The sequence below is a fragment of the Clostridium sp. LIBA-8841 genome, from assembly GCF_057782475.1.
The window spans coordinates 1164859-1186959 of sequence record NZ_CM173488.1 but is presented as its reverse complement, the minus strand read 5'-3'; the positions used below and the strand labels follow the sequence as shown (position 1 = coordinate 1186959).

Sequence of the window (22101 nt, the reverse complement as noted above, 5' to 3'; positions counted from 1 at the left end):
AACATAAACATTTATTGGTAAATTAATCTTACTAATATATTAAACTAAGTCTTTGACCATTAGTCCAAATATTAATCACCCTAGATTAATTACTAAAATAAGGTCTTCAATAAATCTATTGGTTTTTCAAGTTCATAATCTGCATATATTCCTTCTTTATTTCTACATCCCCAAAGGGCTAGTGCAAAATCAACACCAGCAGCCTTTGCACAAAGATAATCTGATTTTGTATCTCCAATATAAAGGCATTTCTCTGGTTCAGCTTCTAAAAGTCTAATTGCCTTTTCTAATGGTTCTGGATGTGGCTTTGTATTTTCAACATCATCTACTAGAACATTAACCTTCATGTATGTATGAAAATTATTATTAACCATGTCTATACCATATTGTTCTTTTGTTTTCGAACTAGCTACAGCTAAGATATATCCTTGTTCCTTTAACTTATCTAAAACTTCCTTCATTCCTTCATAAGGTATAGCACCTGTCTCATCCTCATTTACATAGTAAACCCATCTTGGATAAACTTCATCAATATTATCTACACCAAGCTTTTTTAAAGTAAGTCTTCCTGGAAAAGCCATATAAGTAATAAGTTCTTCATAAGACTTCTCTATGCCTAACTCTTCCTTTATAATTCTCATTAAACTTCTAATGTTCATTCCTTCAGTATCTAAAAGTGTACAATCTATATCAAAGATTATATATTTATACTTACCCATGTTATCCACTCCCCTATAGTTCTAAATTAAAAATTTATTTCATATAATAAAATAATATACTTTTTAGATCTTAACTCTATAAATCTTATTTTACATCAAAATATTTAAGGATTTCCATATATAAATTTACTTAAACAATTTAAAATTTAAGAAAGGAGTTTTTACTATGGATATATTAGTATTTTGCTTTGTAGTCCTATGTTATTCTTTGTTTCTACTAGCTGTATAATATTTTTCAAACTTAACATAACCATTTATAAACTCATATCAATAAAAATACAAGTTTAATCTAAATACTTTCTTAATAATATTTATAGGTTTTATTGTTTTAATTCTAACAATATAATCATTTTTTCATTCTCTAAAAACTCTTTAGTCAATATTATAAAAAATTTATAATAATCATAAAAAAATCCAATAAGTGAAATTATTCTAGTTTAAACAAAAAAATGCTATACTTTAGGAAAATACTTTTTCTTAAAGTGAGGTGAAAATTTATGTTTACAATTGATAATTTTGCTTTTGATTCTATAAGAAAATTAAATGAATTAAAGCCATATAACTGTTTAGATATAAGATCCTACAAGAAAAATAGAAAAGTTGTTATTGAAAAGCTTGAAAATACTTTTAATGTTTATGAAGATGGCTATGAAAAAAGAGAATTTCTAGAGCTTTCTAAAGAAGAGTTAAAAAAGCTTTTAAGAAGTATAGAAAAAATCGAATTTCCTAGAAGTAATAAGCTTAGAGTATATGTCTTAGAAACAAAAGATCAAAGCTCTTGCAGAGCAAATTATAGAGATGAAAGTGCTTTAGAAAATGAGGAAGAAAAACTTTCTATATTCATAGAAGCCTCTTATAGCTCCTATGAAGCAATAAAAGGCTTGATTGAAGATAATAATGATTTAATTGAAGAAGTAAACTTCTCACATAATGTAACTATAAAAGCAAATGTTTCTTTAGAAACATATTCTCTTTTAAAAATCTTTATAAAAGATAGACAAGATATAAGTATATTTGCTTGTTAGTGTTATATTAGTACTATTGTTAATCCTTTTGAAAATAAATCCTATTTCTCTCTTTATCTCCATAGATATTAATAAAAGTAATGTGTTATTTGGATTCTTTCATATATTCATCATAAAGTTTTCTAGACTCTATTTCAAAATTCATAGCTTGATTATAAATCTCTTCCTCTGAAATAAATAATTTTGTTAATTTACTTTTTTCATGCTTAAACTGTCCTAGATTAACATTATCAATGATTCTATCTATATAAAACTTTCCATCTTTCTCAACTATATAAGCTGTGTAATCATCTGTTCCTACCCCTTTATTATTACTCCCATCAGTATATGAAAACATATATTCAACATGAAAATTAATCTTATAATCATCATCATATTCTTTTACTATCTTATTTATATCAACATTTACGCTATCTATGTCTTGATATAAATTATATTCTACTGTGGAATTAAATATAGAATTATAATTATCAGTAAATTCCTCATTACATATTATTTCTTTACAATTAACAGGTTCTTTACTAAATCCTAAATAAACAAATTCTTTAGCCAAATTTTCTATTGGAACTCTAATACTTTCATCACTTGTAACATCTACTCCTCTATTTCTATAATCAACTATTTCTTTTCTAGCAATTCCTAAGAAAGCCATTAATAAAACGATTCCTATAGCAACAATACCAATAGTAATATCCTTTTTCTTTATCATCATAACCCCTCACTAAAAACTTATTTTCTATTTAATAAAATCTTAACAACCACTTATTGCCAATAAATTACCAAAGCGAAAATAAACTATTAAATAAAAAAATTAAAGTAACTAAATCTATTAAATCTAGTTACTTTAATTTTTTCCAAAAGATTTGAATGTATAACTTATCATTATCCAACTTAGCTTTTATACTATGTCCAAGCTTTTCAACAAGTGCCTTTGTTATAGCTAATCCTAAGCCTGTATTATTTCTTGTTCTTGATTTATCCCCTATATAAAATCTATCAAATATCTTATCAACTTGTATCTCTTCACTATACTCAACAGAATTGATAAACTCAGTTACTATAAAATTTTCCTCCTCTTTTAAATTAATACTTATAAATTTCCCTCCATGCTTTATCATATTTCCAATAAGGTTTGAAAATATCCTATTTACAGCGTTCTCATCAGAAATTATATTTGAAACCTTATCCTGAATTTCAATGCTAGGTTCAATATCATTGCTTATAAAGCTACCATAGTATGTAGCTATATTTTCAAGCAAAATATTCTTTAGATTTATATTCTTAAAGTTAAATATATAGTCATTACTGTTTAACCTTGATAAATCATAAAAGTTTGTAATTAATCCTTGTAAGCTTCTTGCTCTTTTATCTACTATATCAAGATACTCCTTTTTTTCCTCTTCACTACTTTTATCATTTTTTATAAGTTGTATATATCCACTAATAGAAGTTAGAGGTGTTCTTAAATCATGTGACATATTTGATATGCTTCTTCTAAGCTCCTCATCAATTCTTTTATTTTCTGCTCTAACCTTTTGATTCTCATCATAAATACTATTTATATCCCTTACAAGTTCTTCTATTTCATTATTTATAGCATTAGTTCTTATATTAATATTCTCTCCATTCCATGTCCTTATCTGTTTTGATATATTTTTAATCTCCAGCTTCATCCTTACTGTGTAAAATATTAAATATATAATAAAAAAAATCAATACTCCCTTTATAAACATACTAATCTCCCCTAAAGCACTAATAAGGTGACTCCTAAAAGAACCACCTTAATTTAGTAAAAATATTATTTTATATCCTGTTTATTAAATATCTTCGTCCCTATTCCTAAAGAAAGACCTATTGTTGCTAAAGAAATTCCTATAGATTTCATTAAATCACTAAGCTCTGCATTCTGCGATGTTGCTAAAGCATTATTATAGTATGGAGTCATTTCATATATGGAATCAAATGTAGGATAAGTTCCATAGAATATACTTATTATTGTTGGAATTAAAACAAATATAACCACTGTAATTCCTATTGTTGCTCCATTTCCTTTTACCAGGGAACTTATTATCATAATTAAAGCTATTACTGCTGAACTTGCTATGATTGAGGCTAAGAATGTCATTGCCATATTACCTAAATCAGCTAATGCTATATCTCCGAAACCATTCATAAAACCTGTTCCTATAAAAGATATTAAAGTTAGAATTAAGGTTAATATAGAAACTCCTACCATCATAGCTATAAACTTTGATAAATAAAATTTTGTTCTACTCTTTCCATAAGCTAATATATTTTTCATAGTTCCTTCCGAATATTCCTTGGCTAAGAATCCTCCAACTAAAACTCCTATTAAAATTTCAATGACACCTACTCCAAAGGATACATAATAAACATCTAATGGGCTATTTCCCTTCGGCATATTAAAGCCTATTCTTCCTGGAGTAACAATTGCTCCATTAGCTTCATTTGTTTGAGCAATTACCTGTATCTCCTCAGGTATATTAGACATGGCATCTTTCATTAAACTATTCATTGTATCTGAGGCTGAAAATATACTCATAAAAGCTAATATAATACAAATCGCGCATAATACCTTAAAAGCTTTATTTTTCATTAATTTAAATATTTCTGCTTTAATCAATCTATTCATTACTTAGTACCTCCAACTAGTGTCATAAAATATTCTTCTAAACTTTCTCCCTTTAACCCTATACTTTCAACTAAAACTCCATTTATTGAAAGTGTTGAATTTATTAAACCAACTTGGTCTAAGTTATCGAAAATTTTTATAATATTGTTTTCTAGTACTATATAATTTTTTATTTTCATTTCCCTCTCAATTAAAGCAACAGCTCTATCCTTATCATCAACCTTAATCTCTATATTCTGTCTACATTTTTCATTAAGAGTTTCTTCTGAAATCTCTTCTATAAGCTTCCCTTCACTCATAATCCCATAGCAAGTTGCAAGTTCTGAAAGCTCACCCAAAATATGACTTGATATTATTATGGTCATATCTTTTTCCCTATTTAACTTTTTAAGAAGTTCTCTTATTTCAACTATTCCCATTGGATCTAATCCATTTATAGGCTCATCTAATATAAGTAGTTTTGGATTACCAAGTAAAGCATTTGCTATTCCTAATCTCTGTTTCATACCTAAAGAAAAGTTTTTAACTTTCTTTTTTCCTGTATCACTTAATCCAACCAACTGTAAAACTTCCTCAATACACTCTTTGCCTGCTATATTTCTAAATATTCTTGAAACCTCTAGATTTTCCCTTGCTGTCATATTAGGATAAAAAGAAGGAGATTCAATTAAACTGCCTATCATAGTTCTAGCATCATTTAATTCTCTTTCCCCACTTCTACCAAATAGCTCAATATGTCCACTTGTTCTATGAGCCAAGCCTGTTATAACTCTAATTAAAGTTGTTTTACCAGCTCCATTTTTTCCTATTAATCCATAGATATCGCCTTTTCTAACATTGATATTTATATCATCATTTGAAAGTTGACTTCCGTATTTTTTAGTTATGCCATGTGTTTTTAAAACTAAATCTCTCATTTAAAATTCCCTCCTGATATCTTATACCCTTATTCTATAGAGAACTTTATAAGATATCATAAATCAAAGATTAAGAAAGTCTTAAGTTTTTATTTAGCTCTCTTAAGATATTTATTTTGTAGCTAGACTTCAATAACTAATTAATTTCGCCTTATATAAACTAAATACTTTATTAAGAACTCTAAAATTTGGTTAAATAATCCATAGCAAATTTATTATGGCTTTATATTTGCTAATTACTCTCTTCACCTAATTTGAAGCCTATCCCCCACACGGTTTTTATATATTCATTCTCTTGATCTAATTTTGAAAGCTTTGTCCTTAAATTGCTTACATGAACATTTACTGTGTTATCATCCCCTATGAATTCATTATTCCATACGGATTCAAATAAATTTGCTCTTGTAAAAACCTTCTTAGGATTTGATATTAGAAGTTCTATTATAGAGAATTCTCTTGCAGTTAAAGGTACTTCTTTATTCCCTATAAAAGCTTGTCTAGTTTCCGAATCTAGAACCAACTTCTTGAATGTAAATTTAGTCTTTTTAATTTCTTTTTTAGAAAATTTTTTATATCTTCTAAGCTGAGCTTCTACTCTAGCAAGCACCTCATCATTATCAAAAGGTTTACTTATAAAATCATCAGCCCCTAGCTTAAGTACATTTATTCTATTGTCAATTCCTTCTTTAGCAGATATAACTATTATTGGAACCACACTCTTATTCCTAACCCTTTCTATAAGCTCTTCTCCACTAATTCCAGGTAACATTAAATCAAGAATTATAAGATCATACTCAAACTGCTCTATACACATCATTCCTTCTGAACCTGAATATGCGCCTCTTACTGAGTACCCTTCTTTCTCAAGTATTCTAGAAATAAGGTTATTTATATCAACGTTATCTTCAACAATTAAAATATTCAATTTTTTATCCTCCATAATTATATACAAATGTTAATCTTATACATACGAATATATTATCATACTAACTTTTTAAATACCTGCTAATCTTACTATATTTACTTATTTTTAAAATCTAATTTATTCTATTAATCTATTTTCATATAACCATAAAATAAAAATGACAATGTGTATTATAAATTGCACATTGTCATCTTTTCTTTTAATATAATTAATTCATTCTAACATAAAAATAATTACCCTATTAATGCCATAGAATTTATAAAATAATTATTTTGAAATTATAATAGGTTATTAAAATAGTTTATTCCTATAGCTTCCCTAACTTCATGAAGAGTATTACTTGCCTTTTCTCTTGCTTTTTCACTACCTGTTTTTAACATTTCATATACATAATCAATATTTTTTTCATACTCTTTTCTTCTTGCTCTTATAGGTTCTAGTTCTGCTTGTAATACTTCATTTAAATATTTTTTAACCTTAACATCACCTAAACCACCTCTTTTATAATGCTCCTTCATTTCTTCCACCTTTGCTTTATCTTGAGCAAAAGCATCTAAATAGGTAAATACAGTATTATTTTCAATTTGTCCTGGATCTTCAACTCTAATATGATTAGGATCTGTGTACATTGACATTATTTTCTTCTTTATAACTTCTGGTTCATCAGATAAATATATTGCGTTATTTAAAGATTTACTCATCTTAGCATTTCCATCTATACCAGGTAGTCTTCCTAAACCTGCCTTTGGTAAGATAACTCTTGGCTCAACTAATACCTCTTTTTCATATATTGAATTAAAACTTCTCACTATTTCTCTTGTCTGCTCAATCATAGGTAATTGATCCTCTCCTGCTGGAACTACAGTTGCCTTAAATGCTGTTATATCAGCAGCTTGGCTTACAGGATAAATTAAAAATCCTGATGGTATGCTCGTGTTAAAGTTTTTCTCTTTTATTTCATTCTTAACTGTTGGATTTCTTTCTAATCTTGCAACTGTAACTAGATTTAAATAATGCATAGTTAATTCATTTAACTCTGGAATCTGTGATTGAACAAATATAGTTGATTTACTTGGATCTATTCCAACAGCTAAATAATCTAAAGCAACCTCAGTTAAGCTTTTTCTTATCTTTTCTGGATTTCTAGCATTATCTGTTAATGCCTGTTGGTCAGCAATCATTATATAACTTTCATATTCTCCACTATTTTGTAATTGTACCCTATTAATTAAAGAACCAACATAATGCCCTATGTGTAATTTTCCTGTTGGTCTATCTCCTGTTAAAATTATTTCTTTTTTCATGAATTTCTCCTCCTAATCTTTTAAATTGCTTCTATAATTTAAATATATTTAATTCTACTTATGCTCTGTTCTAAAATTCGTATTAATTTTTAGATAAATCCATAAAACCGCCTTAATAAGTAAATAGATATAAAGACTTAACTAAAAATCAACATTTACTTAAAATAGAGACTCTATTAAAATAAAAAAACTCCGCCCTAAATAAATAGGACGGAGATATCTTCCGCGTTACCACCTAAATTGCATATAAAAATATGCCTCTCAACTTCAAGTACTATCACACTCTATCCGCTATAAGGTGCGGCACACCACTCCGATACTCTCAAAATAAGATTTCTCTTTGTTCCTCAAAGGTCCATTCATTAAATCTCTTCTTGCTAGGATTCCACCATCCCTAACTCTCTTTATTAAAGCTAAATTTAATTACTACTCCTTATCAATGGATTTATTATAATATATCACTTTTCTATTTATGTGTAAAAACAGTTCATTATATATTTTATATAAAAACATAAAAAATATTATAAAAGATATTATAAAAAACTAATAATCTCTAAAAATTTATAAATAAACTCTTAAACAAATATACTTTTTTTAATTTATAATAATTCTAATTCATATATCTCTTCAGTTCATTTAGTTACCATAATATATCCTAAAACTAATACTTTAAAGTAATACTATACTTTTATAAGCTAATAATAAAAATTCAGTTTAATACTATTAACTCAATAAACTATTATTTTGGTAATAATGTTTTTACAAACTCTAAGTTATTGAAATCATGTTCTTTTATGTAGTTTAATAGGTCAACTAGGTAAGTCTTGTGATGTTCCACAACCTTTGAGAAACATTGTATAAATCTAACTACTTCTTCTTTAGAAAGTGCCTTATTTTCTTCTCTATTTTCATTATATAAGTACATTCCAACTAAATAAAATCTCATAAATGTATATCTTACAAGTAGCATTATATAACTGTCAAAGATAGATTCTATTTCGCAAAATGGGAAGAGATTACTATATATAAAATTAACTATGTAATTCTCAAATATGTAGCCATTTTTCTTTAAAAACTCTTTCTCATAATCTTGAAAAGCTTTTATATACATTTGAGCATTTTTAGCTAAATAGTTTTCCTCATTAAGATTAAGTCCTTCTATAACCTCTCTTGAGTACTCCTTAAATCTTTCACTATCAACATCTTTTTCTACACGAAGCATAGTAAGTAACTTTTTAAAGAAATCAACTTGAATAATATAGTTCATAGGGTTTTCTTCATATGGATCTTGGATAGAATTTATATCATATCCCTTTATGAAATTTAATGTATTATCATGATTATATTCATACTCATCCTCTAAACTATTTATAAATTCACCTAATATGTAAAGTCTCTTATCTAAAGAAAACTTTCTATTTTTCATTATCTTTATACTTACTTCTCTAATCTCTTTAAGAAACTCTACAGGAAGCCATTCCCCTTGACCAAGTTCAATATTAACTTCACTTGATATTATGTGTTTTCCTAAAGTTTCATCACCTTCTGAAAAATCAATTCCTTCTTCCTTAAGTAAAAGTATTCTAGCTGCCTCTGGACATGCTACGGCAAGTGACATTTCATAAATACCATCAATTTTGTTAGTTACTCTAGGAAAAGATGTACAAACATTTGAAAGATATTCCTCTCCAAGATTGGCATGGATAATACAATAATTCTCACAATTTAAGAAAGGACATCTTTTAGTTTCTCCTAACTTAACTTTTGCAAAATCAATTTCATCACATTGATGATTCTTATTTTTAATAAGGTTACTTTCAAGAATATTTTTCATTTCATTATCTTGAACTCCTTCATATTGCTCAAAAGTAAACTTATCAATATCAACATCCCAGCCTATACAACAGCTATCTTCACATTCTCCCCCAATACATTTAAACTCTTTAAGATATATTGGGTATCTCATTTTAACACTCTTCATCATATACTTCCTTCTCAATAAAATACTTTAATTCACCTAATTATTTTACCACAGTATTTTACATAAGGTGAACTAATCACCATTAAAGTTACCAGTAACGTTCCATATAGACCATTTCTCTCTTGACTATGGAAGATTGAAAAATCCTCTAATATTTAGTTAAAATTAATTATCTTTATTTACAAAAAACTCTAATTTCTTTAATCATTCTGTCCTTATTTTCATTTAATTGAGGTATTCTATTGACATTTGCACCTGATGGATGTGGAAACCCCTTAATAATTTGTCTTTCACTTATAAAACCTTCTTCTTGCAATTTACATAAAACCTCTTCTACCGCTTTTCCTAAAGGTATTAGTAATATATTTTCAAAATCATCTAAACTTTTAATTTCAGAAAGAAAATTATCATAAACATACTTCATTAAGAAATCACTCTTTATTAATTTTGGAGTATGTCCTGTGTAGTTTGCTTTTTTAACAAATACAGAGTAAGGAATTAAAGATACTGTATGTAATAAATAATCCTTTTCTCCGAAAAGCTCTCCACAATCCTCTATTTCTAAAACCTTATTAAGTTCTATCTCATTTAACATACTAATAATATTTTTTCTTAAACTTCCACTAAAACGGCCTGCAACTTTGCATTTATATTGAATTTCTTCAATATTATCACTTACTTCTAACTCCTTTCTTGCTTCTGCTATAGCTGTGCTCATTTGATTAAAGCCTGGAGTTATACCAACAATAAAAACTTTTGCCCTAGGATTTATATACTCATTGTGTGGTGCATAATAAATTTCAATATTTCCTTCTTTCTCAATAAGAAAATCATCTATTAGAAGTTCTTCTTTTGTGTATTTATCTTTTAAAGGTAATTTTTTAATTGCTTCTTCATAATCATATAAAGTTTTTTTCATATTAACATCTCCAAAATAAATATATTTATATCATCATCTAAGTTTAATCAATCTTTTGATTTCATATTTTTTATTTACAGTATTCATATTAAAAATTTATTTTCTAAACTAAATATATCAAAAATTCTCTCTTAATCATAATATTTAACTACTAAAAACCTAAAAAATCAAGTATAGTTCTTATAAATTTCTATACTTGATTTCTCTACCTAACCTTAAATTATATATTTCCAAACATACCTTAACTTATAACAATTATATTGTATTTTTTTATCTTCAAATCATATTTTTAGTTACATATTTTCAAAAAGAAGTTATTTATATTCTATTCTCTAATAAGTGTTATTTTAAAACTACTCTAATAATCCTATCATCATTTATAGCAGGATTTCCTCTTCCATCTCTATTACTAGTTGAAAGATAAATAGCCCCATCTTTCCCCACAACAACTTCACGTAAACGTCCGTAACTATTTTCAAATAGTACTTCTACATTAGTTGCTTTAGCTCCACTTCCATTAAAAGACATAACAAGTAACTTTTGTCCTCTAAGAGTAGCAACCAATAAATTATCTTTTCTTGCTCCTTGATTTATGAATGCAATTCCTGAAGGAGCCCAAGTTTCTTCTCCACTGTGTATCAATGGCTTCTTAAGATTAAGATCAGTTAAATCTTCATCTCCTTGAACAAGAGGCCAGCCATAATTCGATCCTGGCTCTATCATATTTATTTCATCATGTGCTGATTGTCCATGTTCTGATGAATATAATATGTTTTTTGAATTCCAAGCAATTCCCTGCGGATTTCTATGTCCTAAGGTATAAACTGGTGAACCAGAAATAGGATTATCCCTAGGAATACTTCCATCTAAATTTATTCTAAGTATTTTTCCAGCTGTACTTTCAGAATCCTGTGCTAAATTAGAATTTCCTGCATCTCCAGTTGTTATATATAACTTTTTATCAGGCCCTATTTTTATTCTTCCTCCATTATGAATTCTTCCTCCTGGAATTTTATCTAAAATAATTTTATCAATAGATGCTTTATTATTATTTTCAACTAATCTTATAACACGATTATACATTTGATTTACTTCCATATATGTATGCATAACATATATATAATGGTTCTGTGAGAAATTTGGATCTAAGGCAATTCCCATTAATCCTCCCTCTCCTTGACTTATGAATGGTGAACCTAATGTGATTAGAGGTTCTGGATTAAGTTTACCATTTTCAACAACTCTAATTCTCCCTGGACGCTCAGTAAAATAAATTTTGCCTTCTTGGCTTATATCTATGGCCCATGGTATAGATAACCTTTCAGCTATAACTTCAACTTCGTAATCCAATTGCCTTGATTTAGAACTTCTTTTTATTGAATTTACTGCTTTAATTGAACATACTTTTATTCTTCTTAAAATACGGTAAAAGAATTTTCTCATATTTATCCCCCTATTTATCTCCAAAGTTTTAATTAATATCTTGCTAAATATATACTTTGAGAAAAAGAATTAATACGTTGTAATCATACCATTTACCATATTTTATTAAACTCTCTTCTTTAATGTTACTAATCATTAAGAACCTTATTATAAAACATTACTTTAATATAAGTTTTCTATACTAATATTTATAAGATTTTCTTTAAAAACTCAATATTCTCTATATAATAATCTTTCGCTTTCTCATTTGACCAACTACAATGCTCTATTACCATAATCATTAGATGTATTTTTAAATATTTATAGAAAATTTCATCAACTTTCATATAAATACTATATCCATTCAAAATAAGATAGACTTAATCAAAGTCTATCCTCTAAATGATATTTCATTAATCTTTTATTTTTTCCCTCTGAAGGTCTATTTACTTAACTATATCTTTGAATGAAAACAAATTCTGTTAAGCATTTATTTGTCCCAAACTGAATCTATCCAGTTAACCATCTTAATATTTGTATCTGCTATATCTTTATATCCATCCTTTGCAAAGAATGCAATCATAATTAGCTCTATTGAGATAATCATATATTTTAGGCTTTTCTCCTCTTCAACTGTGATATCAACATTACTTTTATAGCCTTTAATAACTGATTTTGAAAAGTCTATCCATTTATTTCTTTTATCTTCATTCTGAAAAATTGAAGCTAAGGAACCTGTACATAAATAGCATACATCAAATATCCTTGCATTGATTTGAGTTAAATCAAAATCTATATATCCTACCAACTCCTTATTTTCAAATATCATATTTTCTCCATGAAAATCTCTATGAATAACCTGTCTTGGTAGCTTTAGATACAATTCCTCAAAGTTTTCACATAAATCTCTCCTAATATTATTGAAAGAATCTATCTCTTCTTTGCTTAAATTACACTGTGGTAAATATTTATCTATTTCCTCCTTAACCCATCCATTTAATTCTTCAATCATATTATTGTCCCATATTTTATTGTTTTTCTTTACCTCTTCAGTTATGTTTTTTAATCCTTTATGAATATCTGCTGCACATTTTCCTAAATAAAATCCTCTCTTAACATAATCTCCTTCAAAATAATCCTTAAGTACTTCTCCCTTTATTTTAGTAAACAATCCATAATATTTATTATTTAAAGAAATATAAAATTCTCCCTTTGATGTTTCAACTACTTTTTGAACTGGAACACCACCTTTTAAAAGAAGCCTAGAAATATTCACATTATTTTTCATTTCATTTTCACTATTAGTCATTTTTAATATATAATCCTCACCTACAGTCCATATATGAGGCTCTCTATTGGTTTCATAGCATATATTTTCTTCTTTAATAACTAAATTTTTATCTATTACCCATATATCTAATAACGATTGTAATTCTTCCTTATTTTTTATTAAATCTCTCTCCAAAATACTCTTCCCCTTTTTTAAAATTGCTTTTCTCTTATTAATAACTATACTACTATGTAAAGTTCTCATATTAAACCTATAAAATTTTTATGAAATAAAAATGAGCCAAAACTAACTCATAGCTTGTGGCTCATTTAAATTATTTAGATTTCTCTTTCAATATTATTCTATCTATACTCTTTTTAGATAAGAAGTATTTCTCTGCAAGTTCTTGTCTGCTTAATCCGTCCATATATTCAGCATAAATACTTTCATTTCTTAGCTTAATCTCTCCACGAGTGGATGTTTTAGCTCCCCATTCTCTTTTATTAGTTTCTTTTCTAGGGATATAAATATATTCACCATCTACATATTTTTGAATTAACTCAATTACTTCTTTAGGTAATACTTCTTTAGCCGTGATATAGCACATAATGCTCCTCCTAAATATAAAAATTAATTTAGGTTTAGCAAAGGCTATTTATATTTTCTATTCAAAATGCAATAGCCTTGCTATGCATTATTAGCAGGTTCCATCATAAAAAACTCCTCCTTTTTATACCATTTCATCATAATTCTACTTATTTTAAAATTGGAAATCAACTTTATATTTTTATATTATTTTCTAACTTTATAACGGCCTCATTAATTCTCTTTTCTCTAGTTTCAATTTTCTTTGCACTAGTTACCCACTGTACATATTTTCTTTTAACTGAATAGGATAAACTTTCATAAAAATCTTTAGCTACTTTATTTTTATCTAAAGCTAATTTGAAGTCCTCTGGTAATTCAACCACTCTTTCTTCCTCATCTTTTTCTACCTCAACGATTATAGAATCTCCAGCTTCCTTACCAATTTCCTTTCTTATAGCTTTGGTTATACCTATCATATAACAAGGTAATCCCATTTTTACAATAGAACCTCTATATTCAAAACCATCAAATTTTGCTTTTACTTTAACTCTCTTACTTCCAAAAGTCTCTTCAACATCAAATGGTATTTCTATAAATGTAGCATCTTTACCATCATGCTTTTTAATTACAGCCTCAAATTTATAAACCATACTTTAAATCCTACTCCTCTCTTGTACTTAACTAACTATCTTTAGCTTATTATAAACATATCTTAAGTATATTTTATACTATTTTCACCTATTGAAAATAAAACATTTTTCCTGACTTGTTAAATAAATTTTCATATTTCTATAATCCAAATACTTTCTCTAAATTCCCTGTTAATTCTTCAATATTTTTTTCAAACCATCTGCAAATGATAGTTGACCAATGAGCATAATAACCTAGTACTTCTTTATTCGAATTATTAGATTCATAGTACTGACTAAAATAATCACTTACTGCAAGCTGATAATAATACAAATACGGCATCATCTTTATATCATATTTATTGAGGCTACTATATTTCATATAATCCTTTATATACTTCACTAAATTATCAAAATCTATTGTTCCATCAATACATTTTGGATCTGCATAGGAATATGATCTTATAACTTCCCAGCAAGCAGGATGAATACATGCTGAAGTGAAATCAATTATTCCATTAATAGAATTCTCACCACATATTATTTGACTTATAAAATAATCACCATGAGTATTTTTATAAGTAAACTTGTTCATTTCAAGTTTGATATCCTTTATTTTTTCTAATAAACTAATTCTATATTTTAAATCAATAATATTTTGACTTTCATTGTTTTCTATAGCTCTTTGCAGAGATTTTTCATAAGATATCTTAGCAGATTCTGGAGTTATAAAGCTAAAAAATTCTTTTCCAATTCCACTACTTAACACTGGTATATCTTCTAATGCTTTATGAATTTTTCCTAGTATTTCAGCACTTTCTTTCATGAACCATTGCGGTGCTGTATTTACTTCTAATATCTTACCTCTTATGAAACTTTGTAAATGAAATGTGTGACCATGATATTCCAACAAATATTTATTTTCCTTATTTTTATAAAACTCAGATACACATACTCCTCTTTTTAATAGTATATTGTTAATTAAAGGTTCATCCTCGGGATGATTCTTAAATATCATCTCAACATCTTTCAAAATATATTCTTTATTTTCTGTAATTATATGAAAGCATTCTGATGAAGCACCTTCCAAAACTTTATTTATCTCTTTAATATTTCCGATATTATAGTTTTTTTTAATTAAATCCTCTATTTCTCTTATTTTTAAATCATTATTATTCATTTAAATCACCATTTAACTATAGAATGATGTTTTAGACTAGTGTTGATTTTTAGCTAGAACTGTAAGATCATCTTAATGAGCATCTAGTATTGCATTATCTACGTAAGAATAATAGTAATACTTTGCGAAATTAAATTAGGTCTGAAGGACTATCTAAAAATCAACACTCACATGAAGCATCGCCAACTATAAATATCTATTCCTTTACCCAGTAACTACTACAATCATTAGAACGTTCAACAAAACCATATTCTATCAAAGCTCTTCTTATAGTTGCGTAATCGTCATATATTCTTCCTAGAATCCTATTAATTTCTTTTTCAGAATACTTTTTACCCTTAGAAAAATGCTTTACTATTTGAGATAATAATATTATTTTCTTCTTCTCTTTAGAAGGAAATATCTTTATTGCTCCACTTTCATCCATATAATTCTTAATTATTTCTTTTATCTCTTTATCCGTAATATTATATCTATCATCTAATGTCGTTGCTGTCTTATGAGCATCACATAAAGTCTCTTTATCTAGTTTATTAACTTTTTTCTGTGTATTTGATGATAATAATTCCATCATAGCTAAAAATAAGCGTGCTTGCTTTTCCTTTTCTCTTAATTTATAACGATGATTTCTTATGGTAGACTGTGCTACCCCAAACTTTTGTGCTATTTCTTTATCACTTAATCCATCTGCCATCAACAATAAAACTTCTCTTTGTACTTGCGATATTCCTACAAATGAGGGATTCATATTTAGTAAATATTGTAAAGTTGAACCATGCTTTTCTTCTATATGCAACTCAGTAGCTTTTTTTGCATCGTAAAGTAAAGATTCTACCTCATATATTCTTCCTTTTATAAATTCTTCTCCACAAATTATGCATTTTAATTCCTCTTCTTGTTCAATATAACCTTTTTTTACTTCCTCAATAGTTGAATCCCAAAATAACTCTTTATTTGATTCATTCATAATTCTCAACTCCCTTTTATCCTCTAATAAAAATTAAATTTTTTTAATTATTATATGCTTTATTTTTAGCATTGTCTACATATAAATAAACTTTAATGTATTTTGTTTGCATTTTAATAGTTATTTTTTAACAAACAACTATTTATTACCTTATTGAATTAAATCTGTAACTTTTACAAGGTTGATTTAAAAAATTAACATATGTATAATTAATTTTAAATTTGTGTACAAGCACCATAAAAATTTTATAAATATTACATCAGAAAAATATATTAAGGAGAAATACATATGAATTTTTGGGATACCATCTTTAACTCCATTAATGGGTTAGCAGGTAAAAATCATTTATTAGATTCAATAATGCTTTTTTGTTCTCAAATATTACCTTACATTTTTGCAGCTACAGTAGTTGTTGTTTATTTAATGGGGGTTATAGGTAAGAAGAAAAAAGCTAGAGGAATAGCTGTTGACACAGTTGTATTTACTGTAATAAACTTATTAATTTCAATGATAATAGGTCATTTTTACTATGCTCCAAGACCATTCGTAAATGATCCTAATGCAAATTTACTATATCCTCATAAACCAAATTCGTCTTTTCCAAGCGATCATTCAATTGGTAGTATGAGTATAGCCTTAGGATTAAATAGATATAATAAAATTCTTGGAACAATAGGAGTTCTTTTATCTATATTAATGGGGATTTCTAGAGTATATGTTGGTCATCATTACCCTCAACATGTAGTTGCTTCATTTGTAATAGTAATTATAATGAACGTAATCTATGTTAAGTTCTTAAGTAAAAGTGTTCAAAAAATTTATTTTTCAGTTGAAAAACATATACCAATTCTAAACAAATTAGTTAAACAGACTAAAACTGTAGAGTTTCAATAGAAAAAGACTGTATCGAAAAGAGTAAAAAGTTTTGATACAGTCTTTTTTATATTTTTTAATTAATTTTTATCTATATATTCTTTAATTTTATTAAGTACAAATGTTTCTCTTTTTACCCATGGATTAATCTTTCCATTCTGATTAAGAATATTCTCATTTTCTTTAATTACATCTTCTAAAGAAATCCATACTGGAAGAAATCCTAATTCCTCTTCATACTTATCTAAGCATTGTTTTATCTTTTCCTCAGTTACATTACAAATATAATAGTGAGAAGTCATTTCAAAAAGTGTACAACCCATTCTCCTTCTTCTATCTCTTTCAATTACTACTCCGAATTCTTCTTTAACCTCATTTAATATGTATCCTGTTTCTTCCGTAACTTCTCTCCTTAAAGTTTCCTCTGGAGTTTCACTTTTTTCAACTCCTCCACCTGGAAATTTATAGTCTCCTGTATTAGACTTTACCATGAGTATTTTATCACCCTTTAAAATAATAGCTCTCATTGCAACTCTATAAAATACATTTTCATCCTTATCTACTTCTTTTATTCCCAGAGTTTTATTAAAATACATATTTTCACCCCTTTTAAAAAAATTAATCTCTCCATAAATATAAAAAATAAGAGAGTTTATATTTTAAATAAACTCTCTTAATAATTATCTATACTTTAACTTTCTTAATTTTATTTTACCTCTAAATCTTTTAGAAGTAAATCTATTTCATCCTCCTCAAATTTCATTTCTTTTGTGTTATTAAATCATTCTTTATTATAATTAATATGATTTCTTTTTTATTTTATATGTAAGGTACACACATCTTACTATTATCAATTGGAGAGTCTATAATCTTACATTTAATATCAAACACGTTCTTTATAAGATCTTCATTTATAATTTTATCTTTACTTCCCTGAGCAAATATATTTCCATCCTTTAAAGCTATTATATTATCAGCATATCTTAAAGCATGGTTTATATCATGAATTACCATTACTATGGTTCTATTTTCTTTCCTATTAAGCTCTTTCAAAATATTTAAAATCTCTAGCTGATACTTTATATCTAAATGATTAGTAGGTTCATCTAAAAGTATAATTTCTGTATCTTGAGATAATGATAAAGCAATCCATGCTCTTTGTTTTTGTCCACCAGAAAGATTTTCTAAAGTCCTATCTTTTTCCTCTACTAATCCCATTTTTCTAATCGATTCCAACACTATTTCTTCATCTTTTTTACTCCAAAATGATAATAAATTATGATAAGGATACCTTCCTTGTTTGACTAAATCATAAATAGTTAAATCCTCTGGTGCACTACTACTTTGAGGTAGCATGGCTAGTACCTTTGCCAATTCCTTTGGTGGCATTTTAAGAAGATTTTTTTCCCCCATTAGTACTTCACCATTTTTAGGAGTAAGTACCTTAGCGATAGCTTTTATTAAAGTAGATTTACCACATCCATTAGGTCCAATTAATGCTGTAATTTTTCCCTTTTCTATTTCTATATTTATATCATCTAGTATTATCTTTTCATCATAACATAATTTTAAATTATTTGTTTTTATCATTTTCATCACCTATTCGTAGACTTTCTATTTTTTATTAAAAGATATATGAAATATGGAGCTCCTATGGATGCTGTAAATATCCCTATAGGTAACTCTTGTGGATAAAATAGCCACTTTGAAACAAAATCAGCTAATAATGTGATTATTCCACCAATAAATATGGATAATGGTATAAGATTCTCAAATTTTGAATTTACAAGTTTTCTAGAAATATGAGGAGCTATCAATCCAACAAAGGGAATTCCTCCTCCAATAGTTACAGCTCCAGCTGTTAATGCTGCTGAAATACTTAATAATATTATTCTACTTTTATGAACCTTATTTCCAAGGACTGTTATAACTTCATCATCTAATTGGTGAAGATTTAAATCTTTTATAAATATTACTGTTATTATTGTAAAGACAAAAAATATTACTGTTATTATGGCTGCATGAGTCCAATTCGCTCCATAAATACTTCCTGTTAACCAAGTTGTAGCTTCCTTCATAAATACTATAGGTCCATTTATTATTAAAATATTAGTTAATGCTTTAAATATTGCTGAAACTCCTACGCCTATTATAATTAATTTTTTTGTTGATGTAGATTTTCCACAAATAAAGAAAATAATCACTACAGCTAAAAAAGAAAATATAAAAGTAAATATAGGCATATACAATATCGATGTTGTCAAAGAATTATTATTAGGGTCAGTAAAAATTGTTAAAAATACTAATGCCCCAACAGCCCCTCCATTTGATATACCTAATATCTCAGGAGATGCTAATGGGTTTTTAACTACTCCCTGTAGGATAGCCCCTGCCAAACCTAAAGATCCTCCAATAAAGAAGGCAATAATAACTCTTGGTAATCTTATGTTCATTACTAATATAGAAGAAAATCCTGTATCTATCCCAACTATACTTTTTAACACATCTATGGGACTTATCATAACTTCCCCTAAACTTAAATTAATTCCAAACATTAAAAGAGTAATCACTAATAATACTGCACTTATTTTTATAGTTCTTTTACTTATATTTATCATTACTTACTCCTCCTTTTAGCAATATATATAAAGAATGGTCCTCCTATAAGAGCAGTTAATGCTCCAACTGGCACTTCTTTTGGATAAATTATAAATCTTGATAATATATCCGCTGATAATAATATAGAAGACCCAGTAAATACGGAAAAAGGAATAAGCCATCTATAATCTGAACCAATAAATTTATGTACAATACTTGGAGTTACTAATCCAACAAATGCAATTGGTCCTGCAAGAGCTACAGATACTCCAGACAGAACTGAAACTATAGCTATTATTAATATTTTTAAATACAGAGTTTTTACCCCTAATGACCTTGCCATTTCCTCTCCTAAGGAAAATACATTAAGCTTTTTCCAAAGAAATAATGTTATAATTATTGCACCTATTATTACTGGAGAAAATTGAAGTATCATATCTATTTTTTTACCTTCTACGGAACCAGTCATCCAATATATAATTTCTTCTAAAGCAATATCATTTTTATATAAGATTCCTTGAGTTAAAGAAAATAGTAATGCACCTAAAGCTGTTCCACCTAATGTTAAATCCATAGTCCGTACTTCTCCAGAAAGTCCACCTGATAATACATATACCAATATAGTAGCTCCTAATGCTCCAGCAAAAGCTAACCATGCAAGTCCCATATTAGATATTTGTGGTATGTATGTTATAGCAATAACCAAAATAAATACTGCTCCCGAATTTATACCTAATATACTAGGAGAAGCAAGCTTATTTTTCGTTAAGGCTTGTATTAAAAGTCCTGCAACACCAAGAGCTCCTCCAACTAAAAGAGCATTTAATGTTCTAGGAACTCTAGATGTTTTTATAATTATGTGCTCTTGGGAACCATTAAAATTTTTATAGGCATCTATAACTGTTTCATAATTAGTTTTTATAAATCCTTTAGTAATACTTAAATAGCATAAAATTCCTGTTAATATTATTAACAATAAAAGTAAGGCGAATTTCATCTTATTACTATTTATATTTTTTTTCATATAACTCCTCCATTCTAAAAGAAAAAGATTCTCATTTATTATTGATAATATTTCTCATCTATGATATCATAAACTCACTGCTATTTCTACATTATTCGACAAAATAATTATTTGGAGGTTTTTAAACATGAAAAAAAAATTACTATCTATAGCTTTATCAAGCTTAGTAGTCGCAAGCCTATTTATAGGTTGTTCTAATAAAACGGATAAAGAAAACACATCATCATCAACAAATACGGTATCTATAGAGCATGCAATGGGTACTACAGAAATACCTAAGGATCCAAAAAAGGTTGTAATTCTTACCAGCGAAGGTACTGAAGCCCTACTCGCTCTTGGCGTTAAGCCAGTTGGTGCTGTTACTGGGGTTACTGGTGATTGGTACGATTATACTAAAAATGAACTTGAAGGTGTAAAACAAATTGGTATGGAAAGAGAACCTAATATAGAAGCAATTGCTGCTTTAAAACCTGATTTAATAATAGGAAATAAAATGAGACATGAAAAAATATATTCTCAATTAAGTGCAATAGCACCAACTGTTTACTCTGATACTATAAGAGGCGCATGGAAGGATAACTTTAAATTTTACGCAAAAGTTTTAAACAAAGAAGCTGAATCTGAAAAAGCTTTAAAAGAATATGATGATAAAATTGCTTATATTCAAAATAATTATAAAGACAAGCTAAATACAGAAATTTCACTTGTTAGATTTATGCCTGGAAAAACTAGAATATATCTTGGAAATACTTTTGCTGGTACTATACTAAAAGAAATAGGATTTAAGAGACCTGCAGCTCAACAAAGTGATGACTTTGCTCTTGAGATTGGTAAGGAAAGATTAAAAGAAGCTGATGGAGATGTAATGTTCTACTTTACTTATGAGCTTGGTGATGGTAAAGCTACTGCTAGAGAGGAAGAATGGATGCAAGATCCTCTATTTAAATCTTTAAATGCAGTACAAAATAACAAAGTTTATAAAGTAAATGACTTTATATGGAATACTGCTGGTGGAATAAAATCAGCAAACTTAATGCTTGATGATTTAACTAATATGCTAAACGAAGGAAAATTATAATTTATACCTTCAATAATAAAATCTTAAAA

Annotated in this window: 22 protein-coding genes and 1 other annotated feature; of the genes, 3 read left to right on the top strand and 19 right to left on the bottom strand. The window is 27.3% G+C overall.

All coding sequences use genetic code 11. From position 1 onward, the window contains the following. Positions 1-92: 92 nt before the first annotated feature. Complete coding sequence (locus AC2A4K_RS05105; protein ID WP_322504045.1) at positions 93-719, bottom strand: HAD family hydrolase; 627 nt, start codon at positions 717-719, stop codon at positions 93-95. 497 nt (positions 720-1216) lie between these two features. On the opposite strand from AC2A4K_RS05105, the gene AC2A4K_RS05100 reads away from it, so the two are divergent. Next, positions 1217-1744, top strand: a complete 528-nt coding sequence (locus AC2A4K_RS05100; protein WP_322504046.1) for a hypothetical protein — start codon at positions 1217-1219, stop codon at positions 1742-1744. Between the two features lie 85 nt (positions 1745-1829). Here AC2A4K_RS05100 and AC2A4K_RS05095 read toward each other — a convergent pair whose 3' ends face one another. The 14 genes from AC2A4K_RS05095 to AC2A4K_RS05030 form a co-directional block, all read right to left on the bottom strand. After that, the gene (locus AC2A4K_RS05095; protein ID WP_488458841.1) at positions 1830-2456 is read right to left on the bottom strand and encodes a hypothetical protein; all 627 of its coding nucleotides are present in this window, start codon (positions 2454-2456) and stop codon (positions 1830-1832) included. A gap of 127 nt (positions 2457-2583) precedes the next feature. Next, positions 2584-3477, bottom strand: coding sequence for a sensor histidine kinase (locus tag AC2A4K_RS05090; RefSeq protein WP_322504048.1), 894 nt, complete (start codon positions 3475-3477; stop codon positions 2584-2586). Between the two features lie 65 nt (positions 3478-3542). Further along, a complete protein-coding gene (locus tag AC2A4K_RS05085) occupies positions 3543-4397 on the bottom strand; it encodes a DUF2705 family protein (RefSeq protein ID WP_322504049.1) in 855 nt (284 codons plus the stop codon). Beyond that, on the bottom strand, positions 4397-5314 hold the full coding sequence (locus tag AC2A4K_RS05080; RefSeq protein ID WP_322504050.1) for an ABC transporter ATP-binding protein: 918 nt from the start codon (positions 5312-5314) through the stop codon (positions 4397-4399). Before AC2A4K_RS05080 ends, AC2A4K_RS05085 begins: the two co-directional genes overlap by 1 nt. A gap of 232 nt (positions 5315-5546) precedes the next feature. Next, positions 5547-6254 carry a response regulator transcription factor gene (locus tag AC2A4K_RS05075; protein WP_322504051.1) on the bottom strand — a complete coding sequence of 236 codons (708 nt, stop codon included), beginning with the start codon at positions 6252-6254 and terminating at the stop codon, positions 5547-5549. Between the two features lie 263 nt (positions 6255-6517). After that, positions 6518-7543, bottom strand: a complete 1026-nt coding sequence (gene trpS / locus AC2A4K_RS05070; protein ID WP_322504052.1) for a tryptophan--tRNA ligase — start codon at positions 7541-7543, stop codon at positions 6518-6520. 203 nt (positions 7544-7746) lie between these two features. Then, positions 7747-7992: a binding site (T-box leader), on the bottom strand. 290 nt (positions 7993-8282) lie between these two features. Further along, positions 8283-9524, bottom strand: coding sequence for a flagellin lysine-N-methylase (fliB, locus tag AC2A4K_RS05065; RefSeq protein ID WP_322504319.1), 1242 nt, complete (start codon positions 9522-9524; stop codon positions 8283-8285). A 175-nt stretch (positions 9525-9699) separates the two neighbouring features. Beyond that, a complete protein-coding gene (locus AC2A4K_RS05060; protein WP_322504053.1) occupies positions 9700-10443 on the bottom strand; it encodes a hypothetical protein in 744 nt (247 codons plus the stop codon). 342 nt (positions 10444-10785) lie between these two features. Beyond that, on the bottom strand, positions 10786-11886 hold the full coding sequence (locus AC2A4K_RS05055; RefSeq protein WP_322504054.1) for a PQQ-dependent sugar dehydrogenase: 1101 nt from the start codon (positions 11884-11886) through the stop codon (positions 10786-10788). A gap of 469 nt (positions 11887-12355) precedes the next feature. Then, positions 12356-13330, bottom strand: coding sequence for a phosphotransferase enzyme family protein (locus AC2A4K_RS05050; RefSeq protein WP_322504055.1), 975 nt, complete (start codon positions 13328-13330; stop codon positions 12356-12358). 139 nt (positions 13331-13469) lie between these two features. Next, entirely contained in the window at positions 13470-13742 is a 273-nt protein-coding gene (locus AC2A4K_RS05045) for a CD3324 family protein (protein WP_322504056.1), read from the bottom strand. A gap of 172 nt (positions 13743-13914) precedes the next feature. Continuing rightward, a complete protein-coding gene (locus AC2A4K_RS05040; RefSeq protein ID WP_322504057.1) occupies positions 13915-14373 on the bottom strand; it encodes a YdeI/OmpD-associated family protein in 459 nt (152 codons plus the stop codon). 139 nt (positions 14374-14512) lie between these two features. Continuing rightward, a complete protein-coding gene (locus AC2A4K_RS05035; RefSeq protein ID WP_322504058.1) occupies positions 14513-15532 on the bottom strand; it encodes a phosphotransferase in 1020 nt (339 codons plus the stop codon). Positions 15533-15728: 196 nt separating this feature from the next. After that, positions 15729-16499: a DUF2087 domain-containing protein gene (locus AC2A4K_RS05030; RefSeq protein WP_322504059.1), complete on the bottom strand. Its 771-nt coding sequence runs from the start codon at positions 16497-16499 to the stop codon at positions 15729-15731. A gap of 288 nt (positions 16500-16787) precedes the next feature. Here AC2A4K_RS05030 and AC2A4K_RS05025 point away from each other — a divergent pair, with 288 nt between their 5' ends. Continuing rightward, a complete protein-coding gene (locus tag AC2A4K_RS05025) occupies positions 16788-17393 on the top strand; it encodes a phosphatase PAP2 family protein (RefSeq protein WP_322504060.1) in 606 nt (201 codons plus the stop codon). A gap of 59 nt (positions 17394-17452) precedes the next feature. On the opposite strand, the gene AC2A4K_RS05020 is transcribed toward AC2A4K_RS05025, so the two are convergent. From AC2A4K_RS05020 to AC2A4K_RS05005, 4 genes are all read right to left on the bottom strand, one after another. After that, positions 17453-17968 (bottom strand): NUDIX hydrolase, encoded by a 516-nt coding sequence (locus tag AC2A4K_RS05020; RefSeq protein WP_322504061.1) that lies wholly within the window; start codon positions 17966-17968, stop codon positions 17453-17455. A gap of 223 nt (positions 17969-18191) precedes the next feature. After that, on the bottom strand, positions 18192-18962 hold the full coding sequence (locus AC2A4K_RS05015; protein ID WP_322504062.1) for an ABC transporter ATP-binding protein: 771 nt from the start codon (positions 18960-18962) through the stop codon (positions 18192-18194). A 5-nt stretch (positions 18963-18967) separates the two neighbouring features. Beyond that, positions 18968-19990 carry a FecCD family ABC transporter permease gene (locus tag AC2A4K_RS05010; RefSeq protein WP_322504063.1) on the bottom strand — a complete coding sequence of 341 codons (1023 nt, stop codon included), beginning with the start codon at positions 19988-19990 and terminating at the stop codon, positions 18968-18970. Further along, complete coding sequence (locus AC2A4K_RS05005; protein WP_322504064.1) at positions 19990-20994, bottom strand: FecCD family ABC transporter permease; 1005 nt, start codon at positions 20992-20994, stop codon at positions 19990-19992. Before AC2A4K_RS05005 ends, AC2A4K_RS05010 begins: the two co-directional genes overlap by 1 nt. A 127-nt stretch (positions 20995-21121) precedes the next feature. On the opposite strand from AC2A4K_RS05005, the gene AC2A4K_RS05000 reads away from it, so the two are divergent. Beyond that, on the top strand, positions 21122-22072 hold the full coding sequence (locus AC2A4K_RS05000) for an ABC transporter substrate-binding protein (protein ID WP_322504065.1): 951 nt from the start codon (positions 21122-21124) through the stop codon (positions 22070-22072). The last annotated feature ends 29 nt before the right edge of the window (positions 22073-22101 follow it).

Bases quoted from the DNA above. Each gene is read 5' to 3' on its own strand.
- AC2A4K_RS05105 (WP_322504045.1), bottom strand. From the start codon at position 719: ATGGGTAAGTATAAATATATAATCTTTGATATAGATTGTACACTTTTA.
- AC2A4K_RS05100 (WP_322504046.1), top strand. From the start codon at position 1,217: ATGTTTACAATTGATAATTTTGCTTTTGATTCTATAAGAAAATTAAAT.
- AC2A4K_RS05095 (WP_488458841.1), bottom strand. From the start codon at position 2,456: ATGATGATAAAGAAAAAGGATATTACTATTGGTATTGTTGCTATAGGA.
- AC2A4K_RS05090 (WP_322504048.1), bottom strand. From the start codon at position 3,477: ATGTTTATAAAGGGAGTATTGATTTTTTTTATTATATATTTAATATTT.
- AC2A4K_RS05085 (WP_322504049.1), bottom strand. From the start codon at position 4,397: ATGAATAGATTGATTAAAGCAGAAATATTTAAATTAATGAAAAATAAA.
- AC2A4K_RS05080 (WP_322504050.1), bottom strand. From the start codon at position 5,314: ATGAGAGATTTAGTTTTAAAAACACATGGCATAACTAAAAAATACGGA.
- AC2A4K_RS05075 (WP_322504051.1), bottom strand. From the start codon at position 6,254: ATGGAGGATAAAAAATTGAATATTTTAATTGTTGAAGATAACGTTGAT.
- trpS (WP_322504052.1), bottom strand. From the start codon at position 7,543: ATGAAAAAAGAAATAATTTTAACAGGAGATAGACCAACAGGAAAATTA.
- fliB (WP_322504319.1), bottom strand. From the start codon at position 9,524: ATGAAGAGTGTTAAAATGAGATACCCAATATATCTTAAAGAGTTTAAA.
- AC2A4K_RS05060 (WP_322504053.1), bottom strand. From the start codon at position 10,443: ATGAAAAAAACTTTATATGATTATGAAGAAGCAATTAAAAAATTACCT.
- AC2A4K_RS05055 (WP_322504054.1), bottom strand. From the start codon at position 11,886: ATGAGAAAATTCTTTTACCGTATTTTAAGAAGAATAAAAGTATGTTCA.
- AC2A4K_RS05045 (WP_322504056.1), bottom strand. From the start codon at position 13,742: ATGTGCTATATCACGGCTAAAGAAGTATTACCTAAAGAAGTAATTGAG.
- AC2A4K_RS05040 (WP_322504057.1), bottom strand. From the start codon at position 14,373: ATGGTTTATAAATTTGAGGCTGTAATTAAAAAGCATGATGGTAAAGAT.
- AC2A4K_RS05035 (WP_322504058.1), bottom strand. From the start codon at position 15,532: ATGAATAATAATGATTTAAAAATAAGAGAAATAGAGGATTTAATTAAA.
- AC2A4K_RS05030 (WP_322504059.1), bottom strand. From the start codon at position 16,499: ATGAATGAATCAAATAAAGAGTTATTTTGGGATTCAACTATTGAGGAA.
- AC2A4K_RS05025 (WP_322504060.1), top strand. From the start codon at position 16,788: ATGAATTTTTGGGATACCATCTTTAACTCCATTAATGGGTTAGCAGGT.
- AC2A4K_RS05020 (WP_322504061.1), bottom strand. From the start codon at position 17,968: ATGTATTTTAATAAAACTCTGGGAATAAAAGAAGTAGATAAGGATGAA.
- AC2A4K_RS05015 (WP_322504062.1), bottom strand. From the start codon at position 18,962: ATGATAAAAACAAATAATTTAAAATTATGTTATGATGAAAAGATAATA.
- AC2A4K_RS05010 (WP_322504063.1), bottom strand. From the start codon at position 19,990: ATGATAAATATAAGTAAAAGAACTATAAAAATAAGTGCAGTATTATTA.
- AC2A4K_RS05005 (WP_322504064.1), bottom strand. From the start codon at position 20,994: ATGAAAAAAAATATAAATAGTAATAAGATGAAATTCGCCTTACTTTTA.
- AC2A4K_RS05000 (WP_322504065.1), top strand. From the start codon at position 21,122: ATGAAAAAAAAATTACTATCTATAGCTTTATCAAGCTTAGTAGTCGCA.